The 12426-nt window shown below is 41.2% G+C and carries 16 protein-coding genes; 14 read left to right on the top strand and 2 right to left on the bottom strand.

Annotated elements, in window-relative coordinates:
* Positions 1–88 precede the first annotated feature (88 nt).
* The gene (locus tag AC6UD6_RS01160; protein ID WP_500693407.1) at positions 89–949 is read left to right on the top strand and encodes a hypothetical protein; all 861 of its coding nucleotides are present in this window, start codon (positions 89–91) and stop codon (positions 947–949) included.
* 106 nt (positions 950–1055) lie between these two features.
* The gene (locus tag AC6UD6_RS01155; protein WP_500695358.1) at positions 1056–1745 is read left to right on the top strand and encodes a hypothetical protein; all 690 of its coding nucleotides are present in this window, start codon (positions 1056–1058) and stop codon (positions 1743–1745) included.
* A 50-nt stretch (positions 1746–1795) separates the two neighbouring features.
* Here AC6UD6_RS01155 and AC6UD6_RS01150 read toward each other — a convergent pair whose 3' ends face one another.
* Together AC6UD6_RS01150 and AC6UD6_RS01145 are read right to left on the bottom strand one after the other, a co-directional pair.
* Positions 1796–2731, bottom strand: a complete 936-nt coding sequence (locus AC6UD6_RS01150) for an aldo/keto reductase (protein WP_500695357.1) — start codon at positions 2729–2731, stop codon at positions 1796–1798.
* A gap of 14 nt (positions 2732–2745) precedes the next feature.
* On the bottom strand, positions 2746–3129 hold the full coding sequence (locus AC6UD6_RS01145) for a DUF488 domain-containing protein (protein WP_500695356.1): 384 nt from the start codon (positions 3127–3129) through the stop codon (positions 2746–2748).
* A 136-nt stretch (positions 3130–3265) separates the two neighbouring features.
* On the opposite strand from AC6UD6_RS01145, the gene AC6UD6_RS01140 reads away from it, so the two are divergent.
* Genes AC6UD6_RS01140 through accA form a run of 12 tightly spaced genes read left to right on the top strand, consistent with a single transcriptional unit; the run spans position 3266 to position 12402 of the window.
* On the top strand, positions 3266–3808 hold the full coding sequence (locus AC6UD6_RS01140) for a hypothetical protein (protein WP_500693411.1): 543 nt from the start codon (positions 3266–3268) through the stop codon (positions 3806–3808).
* A gap of 55 nt (positions 3809–3863) precedes the next feature.
* Positions 3864–4310, top strand: coding sequence for a 3-hydroxyacyl-ACP dehydratase FabZ (fabZ, locus tag AC6UD6_RS01135; RefSeq protein WP_500695355.1), 447 nt, complete (start codon positions 3864–3866; stop codon positions 4308–4310).
* A gap of 14 nt (positions 4311–4324) precedes the next feature.
* Positions 4325–5302, top strand: a complete 978-nt coding sequence (locus AC6UD6_RS01130) for a beta-ketoacyl-ACP synthase III (RefSeq protein ID WP_500695354.1) — start codon at positions 4325–4327, stop codon at positions 5300–5302.
* A 35-nt stretch (positions 5303–5337) separates the two neighbouring features.
* Entirely contained in the window at positions 5338–5601 is a 264-nt protein-coding gene (locus tag AC6UD6_RS01125) for an acyl carrier protein (RefSeq protein ID WP_500693414.1), read from the top strand.
* Positions 5602–5635: 34 nt separating this feature from the next.
* The gene (locus tag AC6UD6_RS01120) at positions 5636–6547 is read left to right on the top strand and encodes an ACP S-malonyltransferase (protein WP_500695353.1); all 912 of its coding nucleotides are present in this window, start codon (positions 5636–5638) and stop codon (positions 6545–6547) included.
* 3 nt (positions 6548–6550) lie between these two features.
* The gene (gene fabG, locus AC6UD6_RS01115; protein ID WP_500695352.1) at positions 6551–7294 is read left to right on the top strand and encodes a 3-oxoacyl-ACP reductase FabG; all 744 of its coding nucleotides are present in this window, start codon (positions 6551–6553) and stop codon (positions 7292–7294) included.
* Between the two features lie 26 nt (positions 7295–7320).
* Complete coding sequence (gene fabF / locus AC6UD6_RS01110; RefSeq protein WP_500695351.1) at positions 7321–8556, top strand: beta-ketoacyl-ACP synthase II; 1236 nt, start codon at positions 7321–7323, stop codon at positions 8554–8556.
* Complete coding sequence (locus AC6UD6_RS01105; RefSeq protein WP_500695350.1) at positions 8556–8999, top strand: acetyl-CoA carboxylase biotin carboxyl carrier protein; 444 nt, start codon at positions 8556–8558, stop codon at positions 8997–8999. The genes fabF and AC6UD6_RS01105 overlap by 1 nt, the downstream gene beginning before the upstream one ends.
* A gap of 2 nt (positions 9000–9001) precedes the next feature.
* The gene (locus AC6UD6_RS01100) at positions 9002–9418 is read left to right on the top strand and encodes a 3-hydroxyacyl-ACP dehydratase FabZ family protein (protein WP_500695349.1); all 417 of its coding nucleotides are present in this window, start codon (positions 9002–9004) and stop codon (positions 9416–9418) included.
* Positions 9419–9436: 18 nt separating this feature from the next.
* Positions 9437–10810, top strand: a complete 1374-nt coding sequence (accC, locus tag AC6UD6_RS01095; protein WP_500695348.1) for an acetyl-CoA carboxylase biotin carboxylase subunit — start codon at positions 9437–9439, stop codon at positions 10808–10810.
* Positions 10797–11639, top strand: coding sequence for an acetyl-CoA carboxylase carboxyltransferase subunit beta (locus AC6UD6_RS01090; RefSeq protein ID WP_500695347.1), 843 nt, complete (start codon positions 10797–10799; stop codon positions 11637–11639). Before accC ends, AC6UD6_RS01090 begins: the two co-directional genes overlap by 14 nt.
* Positions 11632–12402, top strand: coding sequence for a carboxyltransferase subunit alpha (gene accA / locus AC6UD6_RS01085; RefSeq protein WP_500695346.1), 771 nt, complete (start codon positions 11632–11634; stop codon positions 12400–12402). The genes AC6UD6_RS01090 and accA overlap by 8 nt, the downstream gene beginning before the upstream one ends.
* The last annotated feature ends 24 nt before the right edge of the window (positions 12403–12426 follow it).

The following is a 12426-nucleotide window of genomic DNA, read 5'->3' as shown; positions in this document are numbered from 1 at the left end:
CTTTTTTTTATTGGTTGTGACTGATAGCGTTTTTATTAAGATTTCGTTATAATGAAATTGTAAATAAATTAACAAAGGGAGAATTATTATGATTATTAAAGCAATTAAAAGTGCCCTTAACGTAACCAAAAAGCATTTTTGGATTTTGTTAGCAATGGTTGTTCCTGCGATCTTAATATCCGCTGTTCTGGGTGGATTGGTTAGCAGCCTGCAAAATTCTGAGGCTTTGAGTTTAAGTTATAGTTTGGGTGCCAGTTTTAGTATCTGGTTAATCTCGATCATCGTTGGAATTATTGGGATTGTATTATTTGAATCAGCAGCGATGGGATACCTGACTGGTGACGAGACCAATACGTTTAAATTTGAGGATGCCTTTGTGGCATTTAAACAAGGAAACACTTGGTTAGTGGCAGCACTGTATGCCGCTTTTATGGATTTGATTAGTTTCATTTTTGGTGCATTATTTGTTGCCTCCGCTGGCGTTATTAGTGCTTCATTTGTTCCTCGAGTCTTTGGTTTTAACACCACCACCGCTCAAGTGGTCGCTTTGATCATTGTTGGAATTGTGATTCTAGCATTAGTTGGAATTGCTTGGATCTTTGTTGCCACTGGGTTAGCGTTCATTTACTTAACCTACTTTGATGCTCAACGAGCTGGTAAAAAAGTTCATCTAATGGATGGCTTTTCAGCTTCATGGAAACTCATGACTGGCAATCGTTGGGGTCTGATTGGTTTGAAAGTTTTGAACCTAATCATTGCCATCGTAACCTACGCGGTAATTGTCCTGGTAGGTGCACTTCTCTGGTGGATCTTTGCCTCAATGTTGACATGGACCGTCTTTGCAATTGTGCTTGAAGTCATTTTGACGGTGCTCGCCATCGCAATTTCAATCTTTTACATGGTATGGTTCTCAATGGCTAACATTAAATTCTACGAAGAAATTAAATAGTTAATCATTAGTTACAAAAAGAGAAGCAAGTTGCTTCTCTTTTTTTACGTTGTCAAAAAGAACTCGGCGTGTGATAATTCTAGTAACGAAAAATGGAGGAATACATATGATTGCAAATGCAATGACAAAGTCGTGGGGAATCGTTAAGAAGAACTGGTGGATGATGTTTTTAATGGGCATCCCAGCTGGGGTCGTGGGAGCTTTTTCGGATCCAATGATGTTGTTCAAGCTTCAAGGCATGCAAAGAGCCCTTTTCTCAATCTTTGAATTAATCGTTGGTCTGGTGGGAATCTTATTTTCTGCCTCTCTGGCCATGGGATACGCCAAGAGTATTCAAAATGATAGTTTTAAGTTTAAGAATGCTTTTGTGGCTTTTAATCGTAAGTATAATTGGCCTGTCATCATTCTGGTAGGACTATTAATGACACTTGCAGAGGCCTTTGCAACCCTCCTATTGATTGTTCCCGGCGTCATCTTGTCGGTTGGATGGGGTCTTTGGATGTATTCGTATCAAGATGAAATTGAGACCGGAAAAGAAGTTGGGATTACTCAAGCATTTACCGATGCTTGGCAAACAACGAAGGGTTACAAGTGGAACTTTTTTTATCTGCAGCTGTTATTTTTCTGTATGTATTTCGTATTAACCATTTTGATGACAGCCGTTACAACCGTTGTGAAGGGTAATTCTATTTTAGCCGCGGTGGTTTCTGTAATTGTATATGTTCCAATGATTTTCATTAGTTTCTGGAATTCAGCGGCTCAAATCATTTTCTACCGTGAAATTAAAAGTAAATAAGTGTCAAAAAAGCGTTCATCATTTGATGAACGCTTTTCATTTCTTAATTTCTATTTAAATAGGGTGTTAATTTGATCATACTCGGCGTGGCTAAGGTCAATGTCTAACGCTTTAGCATTGCTTTTGACTTGCTCTGGCTTTTTGGCACCCGGAATAACAACCGTGATATCAGGATTCTTGATGTACCAAGCAATGACGATTTGAGCAACGGTAGCGTCATGCTTGTCGGCAATTGGCTTTAGTTGGTCAACTTTTTCAACAATCTTTTTGAACTCTTTGCCTTTAAAGTCGGGATTGTCATGTCTGATATCATCCTTTGGGAACTTAGTCTCTTTGCTGTACTTGCCGGTCAAGAGTCCAGATGCAAGTGGGAAGAATGGAACAAATGAAATATCGTGTTCCTTTAGATATGGGAATCTTTCCCTTTCGGCTGAGCGATCAATCAAGTTGTATTCTTCTTCATCAATGTCAACCAGTCCGTCAAGGTTGGCCTGCTTTAATTGTTTCATTGACATGTTTGAAACTCCGATGGCACGAATCTTACCGGCTTTTTTCATTTCGTTTAAAGCAGCCACTGATTCGTTTAATGGGGTGTGATCATCTGGAAAATGGATGTAGAAGATATCAACGTAGTCGGTTTGAAGTCGTTTCAAACTATCTTCGACGCATTGTTTTAAGTATTCCGGAGAGTCATCAATAACAACGCTTCCATCGCTTTGAACCTTTTGACAACCCTTAGTAGCGATCTGAATCTTAGAACGATCGTATCCCTTGATGGCTTCACCGATTAGTTTTTCTGATTCGCCCATGCCATACGCAAAGGCAGTATCTAGCAGGGTAATGCCAGAGTCTAAAGCTGTTTTAACGATTTCGATTCCGGTTTGGTCACTTAAGTTTGGAAATAAGTTGTGACCACCAACGGCATTAGTGCCTAAACCTAGTGGGACGGTCGTTACGTCTGATTTACCAATTTCTACTGTTTTCATGTTAAATTCCTCCATTACTGATTGAGTACTGCTTTAATCTCAGGTTGGGCAAGCAAATAGTGATAGATAATGATCGCTTGATTATGCTTTGTATCCTTTGCTCCGTACAATAAAATTACATTACCAGATTTTAAATGGGTGGAAATTAATGATATAAATCCGGGCATTTGTGGATTATTTTTTAGTTCATCCAAATACTTTTGTTTGAATTCCTCAAACTTGGCGGGGTCGTGTCCGAACCATTTTCTTAGTTCGGTACTTGGAGCGATTGATTTGAACCAAATATCTAGATCGGCGTTAACCTTCGAGATTCCACGAGGCCAGAGACGATCAACTAGGATTCGGTATCCATCCTTATCGACGGGCTTGGTATAGATTCGTTCAAGCTTCAATTCCATTTTTCTTACCTACCTTCATTGATTATTTGATCTCTTATACTATAAGCAAGTATACGATACCTTGGTGCCCAAACGTTAGAATTTAGTCTTCAATGTGGTAAAATCAAGTGTAAAAAAATTAAGGAGGGACAGTATCATGGTTAGAAAAAATCGGATTTCGGATGGTATTTCCAAATTGCACGGTTCGGCCAATGAATTCTTGAAAAAATTTCAAACTGAAATCGATGAAAAACGACATCCTAATAAACAGAGAGTGATTGATGGGACAGATATTGAGCTGGCGCCACGGCAAAAGATTGAACGTCATCGTTATCCAGATTTGGTGGACTATGGCACTTATTATTCCGCAATCATGGATAATGGGCATACTGTTCTGGTCAACCCAGATTACCTTGAGTACAGCGTTGAGGTTATGCCCGGTTCCTATGATCAAGAGCATCATTTCATAAATGACACCAATCACTGGCGGATGTACTATGTTGATGGTGTTGGAATCGATCGTTACTCGGCTCCCATCCCAGAGTCCTATGATTATCTTCAAGATATGGATAATGATGAGGCCGATAAATTCCCAGGAATTCCTGGAGATCGATACGGAAATCGATGGGCGATTGGGTATAATTCAAAGGATAAAATCCTGTTAGTAAGTAGCGAAGCACTCAGTTTGAATAAACGTTAAGATGTTACCAAAAGTCACATTTGTAACGTAAAACTAAATTTTGTGAGATGAAAATATGGAACAGTTAAGCATTGATAAAATAATAGAAATTCTTCCAAACCGTAACCCAACTTTATTTGTGGACCGAGTGGATCAGCTAACCCCGGGCGAGTCAATCGATGCTGTAAAGAACGTCACCGCTAATGAAAATTATTTTCAGGGTCATTTTCCCGGATTTCCACTAATGCCAGGAGTTTTAATTGTTGAGACCTTATCGCAGGTGGCGTCAATCCTCATTTTGAAATCGCTTGATGTTGATCCTAAAAGTAAGGTTACTAAACTTAACAAAACTAAAAATGTGAAGTTTAGACACATGGTTCGACCCGGCGACACTTTGAAAGTTCACGTTGATTTAAAAGAAGTTAACGATGGAACCTACACGATGGTGGCTGATAGTGAAGTTAATGGCGATAAAGCTTGTTCGGCCACACTTGAATTCTCGTTAGCTGACCGGGTCGATTAAGTAGGTGATAAGTAGTGAGTGCTTTTAAAATTATTTCAAGCGCCAAAAGTGTTCCTGAAAAGGTCGTCACTAATGACGACCTGGCTAAGATTATGGACACCTCTGATGAATGGATCAAGAGACGAACGGGCATTTCAAGTCGGCACATTGCGGTTAATGAATCTACAACGTCAATGAGCGTGGAAGTGGCTCAAAAGCTTTTGAAAAGTTCTGGGACTGATCCTAAAGACTTGGATTATGTAATTGTAGCCACCATGTCATCTGATTATCAGACTCCATCGACGGCTGCTAGCGTTCAGGGTGCAATTGATGCTACCAATGCGGTGGCGTTTGATATTGATGCCGCATGTACGGGTTTTGCGTTTGGAACGTCAATTCTTAATTCGTTGTTAGCAAAAAAGAACGGTAGTTGTGGGATTTTGATTGGTGCGGAAGTATTAAGTAAGTTTTTGGACTGGTCAGATCGATCAACTGCCGTGCTTTTTGGTGATGGAGCCGCTGGAATCTTGGTTCAAAATGATCCTAGTTCTGATTCGAAGATCTTAGGAGAGTCCCTTCAAACTTATGGTGATTTGGGGTCAGCTTTAACAGCTGGACACTTTCCCTGCGTTACACCATTTGGGAAAAGTACCAATCAGGAAAATCGGTTCTTTAAGATGGATGGTCATAAAGTGTTTAACTTTGCGTTAAAGAGGGTTCCCAGTTCAATTAAAATAGCACTAACAGATGCTCATTTAGCTTTAGATGATATTGATGTTTTTGTCATGCATCAAGCTAATGCCAGAATTATTACTAGCGTTGTTAGAAGGCTTGATTTGCCGAAAAGTCGGTTCCCAATTGATATTGATGAATATGGGAATACAGCGGCAGCTAGTGAACCACTGCTATTGGCAGATTTGCTTACAAGCGGTAAAATTCAAAGAGGAAACAAAGTTGCCCTTGTCGGTTTTGGTGGCGGATTAACTACTGGAACTGTTATAATTAATTATTGAGGACAAACAAATTTTATTAAATGGAGTGATTATTTATGGCTGAAAAAGCAGATAAGAATCAGATTTTTGACAAGATTAAGGCGGTTGTTACCGACCAAACCGATATCAACCCCGATGACATTAAAATGGACGCTAACTTCAAAGATAACTTGGATTTAGATTCATTAGATATCTTTGAAATTGTGGATGCCCTAGAAGATGCCTATGACATCGAAATTGATAGTGACGAGGGCATGGAGACGGTTTCTGACCTAGTTGATTATGTTGCAAAGCAAATTGACGAAAAAAACGATAAATAATAAAGTGTTTTTTATTTTAGGAGTGTTTTAAATTTTGAAAATCGGTTATTTATTCAGTGGGCAGGGACAACAGTTTGCTAACATGGGATCTGACTTGTATCAAAATAACGATACCTATAAAAACGTGGTCGATACCGCGTCGCATACTTTAAATCTTGATCTATCCGATCCGAAGGTTTTTGACGATCCTGAAAATACGCAGATTGCCATTTTGACTTTGAGTTATGGAATTTACCAGATTTTAGCTGGTAAGCTTCCTAAAGCGCAGGCAATGATGGGGCTTAGTTTAGGCGAGTATAGTGCTTTAGTATCTGCTAAAGCACTATCTTTTCAATCAGGATTAAAATTAGTGCGTGACCGAAGCCACTACATGGATGAAGCCGGACAGCAAAATCCAGGATCAATGGCTGCTGTGTTAAAGGTTGAGCCCAAAGTGGTGGTTGACGTAACGAACGAAGTTGATGGAGCATACCCAGCTAATTTCAATACCAGCGAACAAACTGTGATTGGTGGGACTGAGTCTGGGGTCAAAACAGCTAGTGCAAAACTTAAGAACCGGGGAGCAAAGCGAGTCGTTCCCCTAAAAGTGGCCGTTTCTTCACATACTCCGCTGATGCAACTAGCTAGTGATTTGCTTTCAAAACGAATGGAGAATGTTGCCTTTAAAACCCCGGAGGTTCCAGTGATCAGCAATACTGACGTTGACCTGTTTAACAAGGATAATCTCTCCGATACGTTAACCCGTCAGTTGGTCAATCCAACCCACTTTAAAGCGGATCTAGAATTCATGGTCAAAAACTACGGAGTAGATACGCTGATTGAAATCGGGCCGGGGAACACACTGACTAAATTTGCAAAAAAGACACTTAAAGATGTCGATGCTTATAGCGTTGACAGTTTGAAAAAATTGAATGATTTACAAGCAAAACTTGGTTTGGAGGACTAATTCATGACAACGAAAAATGATAAAAGCACGGTTTTAATTACTGGTGCTACCAAAGGAATTGGTCTGGCAACCGCCAAACGATTAGCAAAAGATCCACATAATTTTGTGATTGTGAATTCTCATCGAGAATTAAGTGATGACGTAGTAAAAGATTTAAAGTCACAGTTTGACACTGAGATTGAGATCTTGATTGGCGACGTTTCAAAAGAAGAAGACGCTGAGTCAATGGTGAACCAGATCTTAGATGAACATGATCATCTCGATGTATTGGTTAATAATGCTGGGATTACCAGGGACAAACTCTTAACGCGGATGAGCGAAGAGGATTTTAAAGCTGTGTTAGACACCAACCTCGTTGGAACGTTTAATATGACTAAGTATGCCTTAAAGACAATGCAAAAGAAACGAGCTGGTGTTATCATCAACACTTCCAGTATTTCGGGACTTCACGGAAATATGGGACAGGCGAATTATTCGGCAAGCAAATCAGGGATTGTTGGTTTAACAAAGACGACGGCACAAGAGGGATCACTTAGAGGGGTTCGTTGTAACGCCGTTGCTCCTGGCATGATCAAGACCGACATGACGGCCAAATTGAGTGACAAAATTATTTCGAGGTGGGAAGATACCATTCCCCTTCATCGTTTTGGAAGTGCTGAAGAAGTAGCCGAAACAATCGAGTTTTTGATTAATAATCAATACATTACCGGACAGGTAATCACTGTTGATGGCGGACTCACAATGTAGTTCCGTTTATTTAAGGGAGGATTCAATTGGGTAATAGAGTTGTTGTTACGGGCATGGGTGCAGTAACCCCAATCGGGAACGATGCTGAGACTTTTATTGATAATTTGTTGGCTTCAAAGGTTGGAATCGAAAAAATCACTAGTTTTGACACCTCTGAGATTAAAGCTCACGTGGCAGCCGGCGTAAAGGACTTTGATCCAAGCAAACGCTTAGCTAAACGAGACTATCATCGAGTAGATCCATTTGCGCAATACGCACTTTACAGTGCCGTAGAAGCAATGGACCAAGCTGGGTTGAAACGAGGAGAATATGATGGAAAAGATCTTGGCGTCATCTACGGATCTGGGATTGGTGGTATTAGTACCATCGAGACGCAGGTTCTAAAAATGTACAAAAAGGGTCCCAGACGTCTTTCTCCGTTATTTATCCCAGAAACCATTATTAATATGGCTGCTGGCAATATTTCGATCTACTTTGGCGCTAAAAACACCAGTAAAGCCGTGGTTACAGCTTGTGCAACTGGAACCAACGCGATTGGCGATGCTTATGAATACCTTAAAGCCGGCAAGGCTAAAATGATGATCGCTGGTGGATCAGAGGCAGCAATTACTCCGGTTGGGATTTCAGCCTTTGCGGCCCTAACAGCTCTTTCTTCAAGTGAAGATCCAGCTCACGCTTCCATGCCATTTGATAAAGATCGGGACGGTTTCGTAATGGGCGCTGGTGCTGGAACCTTAGTGCTTGAAGATTACGATCACGCCAAAGCGCGTGATGCACATATTTTGGGTGAAATCGTTGGCTACGGCCAAACGAGTGACGCTTACAACCTTACTGCTCCGGATCCAGATGGGGAAGGGGCCATTGGGGCCATGCAACAAGCATTGGATGAAGCTCACATCAAGACTTCCGACCTTGATTACATTAATGCCCATGGCACAGCAACTCAATCTAATGATGTTTCTGAGTCAAAGGCCATTAGCAAGTTGTTTAAAGATAATGACCACGTCTTGGTTAGTTCAACCAAAGGGATGACTGGTCATGCCCTTGGAGCTGCCGGGGCCATTGAGGCAGTGGCAATTCTTGGATCCATGAAGCATAGTCAAATGCCAGTGAATGTTGGTGTCAGTACCCAGGATCCAGAAAGTCATATCAGGCTAGTGGATAAAGAGAATGCTAAAAGACCGGTCAATACCGCCATTAGTAATTCATTTGGATTTGGTGGTCATAACGCGGTCATTGCGATAAAGAAGTGGAATCAATAATGAATGAAAAAGACATTGAAAAATTAATAACTAAATTTGATAAGTCCAACTTACAAGAATTAAAAATTGACGAAAACGGTCAACAACTTTATTTCTCCAAGATTGACAGTCATTCTAAACCAGTCACCCACGTTGAAAAAACGGCGGATGATAAATCGGATGAAAATCAGGAAAAGCTTCAGTTGAATGCACCTACTAGTGGTAATTATCAACTAAAGGCACCGATGGTGGGAATATTGTATTTTGCTCCTAGTCCTGAAAAGCCCGACTTCAAAAAAGATGGTGATCGCGTTCAAAAGGGTGAAACGGTTTGTATCATTGAGGCCATGAAGATGGTCAATGAAGTTAAAAGTCCGGTGAGCGGAACCATCGTGAAACGTCTGGTTGATAATGGTTCGATGGTTGAGTATAACGAACCAGTTTATGAGATTAAGGAGGATTAGTTATGGCATTGAATGTTAATGATTATATCCCTCAACGTCCCCCAATTCAGATGATTGATAAGATTGACACCATTACCCCGGGAGAGGGAGCCGAGGCCACTAAGATGTTGTCAGGAAACGAATGGTACTTTGCAAATCAAGGTAATCATCCGACACTGCCACGTCCGTTGGTGCTTGAGTCAATGGCTCAGACTGGAGTGGTTGCTCTCTTATCAATGCCAGAATACAAGGGTAAAAACGCCTTTTTTGGTGGAATCAAACAAGCTGAGTTTAAAGATGACTTTCGACCGGGCGATGTTTTACATTTAAAGGTCGATTTATTAAAGGTTAAACATAATATTGGAATTGGAAAAGGTGTTGTCACTAGGGACGGACAGGAAATCGCTAATGCAACGTTGATGTTTGCGGTTGAATCATAGTGAGTGAAAGGTGATTTAATGTTTAAAAAGGTACTGGTGGCTAATCGGGGCGAGATTGCAGTCCAGATTATCCGTGCGCTTCATGATATGAATATTAAGGCAGTGGCAGTGTATTCAACTGCTGACGCTGATAGTTTATTCGTAAAATTGGCCGATGAGTCAGTTTGTATCGGTGGACCATTTCCAGACGAGTCATATCTCAATATGGCAGCAATTGTTGATGCAGCGGTACTTACTGGTTGCGATGCTTTGCACCCGGGATATGGCTTTTTGTCTGAAAACGCTGATTTTGCGGAACTTTGCAATCAGTGTGGCATTAAGTTTATCGGTCCAAGTGCTAAGGTCATAAATTTGATGGGAAATAAAGGCAATGCTAAGGAAGCCATGAAAAAAAGTGGTGTTCCAACGATTCCTGGCAGTGATGGTTTTATTGACTCCGTGGAACAAGCCAAAGAAGTCGCTCATCAAATTGGTTATCCAGTAATGCTGAAGGCTGCTGCCGGCGGTGGTGGTAAAGGGATTCGAAAAGTTGCTGATGACGATGAACTAGCTAAGGCTTTTCAGGATACGAAACGGGAGGCTAAACTTTCCTTTGGCGATGACCGATTATACATGGAAAAAGATCTAAACGACGCCAAGCACATTGAGATGCAAGTCATTGCCGATGAGCATGGTAACGTTGTTTATTTCCCCGAACGTGATTGTTCACTTCAACGTAATCACCAGAAGATCATTGAAGAAAGTCCATGTTCTGAAATCACTTCCGCAAAGCGCCAAGAACTTGGTCAGATCGTCGTTAACGCCACCAAGGGAATCCAGTATACAAATACAGGTACATACGAGTTCTTAATGGATCAGGATCACAACTTCTATTTTATGGAAATGAACACCAGATTGCAGGTTGAGTACACCATTACCGAAGAAGTTGCCGATGTGGAAATCATTAAAGCTCAGATCTTAGTTGCAGAAGGCGAAAAGTTACCCTTCACGCAGGCTGATTGTGACGTAAAAGGCTACGCTTTGGAGTGTCGAATTGATGCAGAAGATCCCAGCAATAATTTTGCCCCATCGCCGGGTAAGATTACGAGTTTGCACCAGACTTATGGTACAAAGGGAGTTCGAGTGGACTCTGGCATTGGACAAAACGACGTCATTTCGCCCTACTACGATTCAATGATTGCCAAAATCATTGTTCACTTGCCCACTAAGAAACAGGCTGTCCATAAGATGCGTCGGGTTCTTAATGAGTTTCACATTGAAGGGGTCAAAACTAACCGAGATTTCTTGATTGCTTTACTAAATGACAAGCATTTCTTGGCTGGTGATTTTAACAATAATTACATTGAAAGTACGTTCTTAAAAGAATGGATGAAGAAACATGGCAAAAAGTGATTTTGAGAATTTGAATTCTGATGAGCTGACCAAAAGAATGGATCAGATTCCTAATGATATTTGGGTGAAATGTCCTTATTGTGGGACTACTTTTTACAAAAAGAAACTTGGTAAGTACAAAGAATGCCCAAATTGTGTCTATGCTTTTCGGATTGGAGCCAAAGAACGCATCCAAATGATGTGCGACGACTTTGCACCCATTAATACTGATTTAAAGGCTTCCAAAAAATTTAAAGACGATAATTATGTGGCAAAACTAAAGAAGGCCAGAGAAGTTACTGGGATAAACGAAAGTGTTCTATCGGGAATCGGAACGATCAACGGTGTCAAAGTTGCGGTTGCCGCAATGGACTGGCGTTTTATTATGGCCAGTCTAGGAACGGCTACTGGCGAGATCTTGGCTCGTTTATTTGAAACGGCTACTAAGAAGGGTCTACCAGTGATTGTCTTTACTGCTTCTGGTGGTGCGCGAATGCAGGAGGGAATTCATTCCTTGATGCAGATGGCCAAGGTCTCTGAGGCAGTAGCTGAGCATAGTAAGGCTGGGTTGCTTTACATCAGTGTGCTGGGCGATCCTACCACTGGTGGTGTGACCGCCAGCTTTGCTATGCAGGGTGATATTTTGTTGTCAGAACCCCATGCTTTGATTGGTTTTGCTGGTCGTCGGGTGATTGAAAAAACGATCCAACAGCGTCCGCCAAAAGATTTTCAGCGGGCTGAAACGTTGCTTAAAAATGGCTTCTTGGACGATGTCATTAAACGTTCTGAATTGAAAGAAACGTTAGGGAAGTTACTAAAATGGCATCAGGTAGGTGATCTTAATGGCTAAAAAAACGGCATGGGATAAGGTGCTGGCCGCTAGAGCTGCCAAAAAAATTGGGGTTGATGATTTAATCAATGGCATTACCGATGATTTTATGGAACTTCATGGTGACCGGGCATATGGTGATGATCCCGCTGTTTATGGTGGGATTGGCACCATGGACAACATTGCCACTACGTTTGTGGGGATTAGAAAGGGATCAGACCTGAACTCTAACATTGAACGGCACTTTGGTTCCGCAGAACCAGACGGGTATCGGAAGGCTTTACGTCTGATGAAGCAGGCCGAAAAGTTCGACCGGCCGATTGTCACCTTGATTAATACACCAGGCGCCTATCCTGGCGTTGATGCTGAGTATCATGGAATTGGTTATACGATTGCTCAATTAATCTTACAAGGAATGCAACTAACCGTTCCTTATATTAGTGTGATCATTGGCGAAGGTGGCAGTGGTGGTGCTTTAGCACTGGCTGTCGGTGATTGTGTCTGGGCTTTTGAGGATAGTATTTATTCGGTTCTTTCTCCAGAAGGTTACGCCACGATTTTGTGGAAGGACCCCAGTCGGATGAAAGAAGCTGCTTCAGTGATGAAATTAACGCCGGATGATTTGTTGTCTGAAGGAATCATTGATCGGATTATTCCCGAAGCTGATACGGTTGATGGTTTCGAACGTTTCAGAGACGATCTGGTTAAAAAAATTAGGGAATTAAATGCATTATCTAAGGATGATTTGGTTGCTAAGCGACTTTCCCGTTACCGAAATTTTTAATGAATGAATTAATTTTTTGATATA

Source organism: Fructilactobacillus sp. X8R2C1, from assembly GCF_059900955.1.
This window is presented reverse-complemented; position numbering and strand designations above follow the sequence as displayed.

Excerpts from the sequence above, each read along its gene's own strand:
- AC6UD6_RS01160 (WP_500693407.1), top strand. The coding sequence starts at position 89 with ATGATTATTAAAGCAATTAAAAGTGCCCTTAACGTAACCAAAAAGCAT.
- AC6UD6_RS01155 (WP_500695358.1), top strand. The coding sequence starts at position 1,056 with ATGATTGCAAATGCAATGACAAAGTCGTGGGGAATCGTTAAGAAGAAC.
- AC6UD6_RS01150 (WP_500695357.1), bottom strand. The coding sequence starts at position 2,731 with ATGAAAACAGTAGAAATTGGTAAATCAGACGTAACGACCGTCCCACTA.
- AC6UD6_RS01145 (WP_500695356.1), bottom strand. The coding sequence starts at position 3,129 with ATGGAATTGAAGCTTGAACGAATCTATACCAAGCCCGTCGATAAGGAT.
- AC6UD6_RS01140 (WP_500693411.1), top strand. The coding sequence starts at position 3,266 with ATGGTTAGAAAAAATCGGATTTCGGATGGTATTTCCAAATTGCACGGT.
- fabZ (WP_500695355.1), top strand. The coding sequence starts at position 3,864 with ATGGAACAGTTAAGCATTGATAAAATAATAGAAATTCTTCCAAACCGT.
- AC6UD6_RS01125 (WP_500693414.1), top strand. The coding sequence starts at position 5,338 with ATGGCTGAAAAAGCAGATAAGAATCAGATTTTTGACAAGATTAAGGCG.
- fabG (WP_500695352.1), top strand. The coding sequence starts at position 6,551 with ATGACAACGAAAAATGATAAAAGCACGGTTTTAATTACTGGTGCTACC.
- AC6UD6_RS01105 (WP_500695350.1), top strand. The coding sequence starts at position 8,556 with ATGAATGAAAAAGACATTGAAAAATTAATAACTAAATTTGATAAGTCC.
- AC6UD6_RS01100 (WP_500695349.1), top strand. The coding sequence starts at position 9,002 with ATGGCATTGAATGTTAATGATTATATCCCTCAACGTCCCCCAATTCAG.
- accC (WP_500695348.1), top strand. The coding sequence starts at position 9,437 with ATGTTTAAAAAGGTACTGGTGGCTAATCGGGGCGAGATTGCAGTCCAG.
- AC6UD6_RS01090 (WP_500695347.1), top strand. The coding sequence starts at position 10,797 with ATGGCAAAAAGTGATTTTGAGAATTTGAATTCTGATGAGCTGACCAAA.
- accA (WP_500695346.1), top strand. The coding sequence starts at position 11,632 with ATGGCTAAAAAAACGGCATGGGATAAGGTGCTGGCCGCTAGAGCTGCC.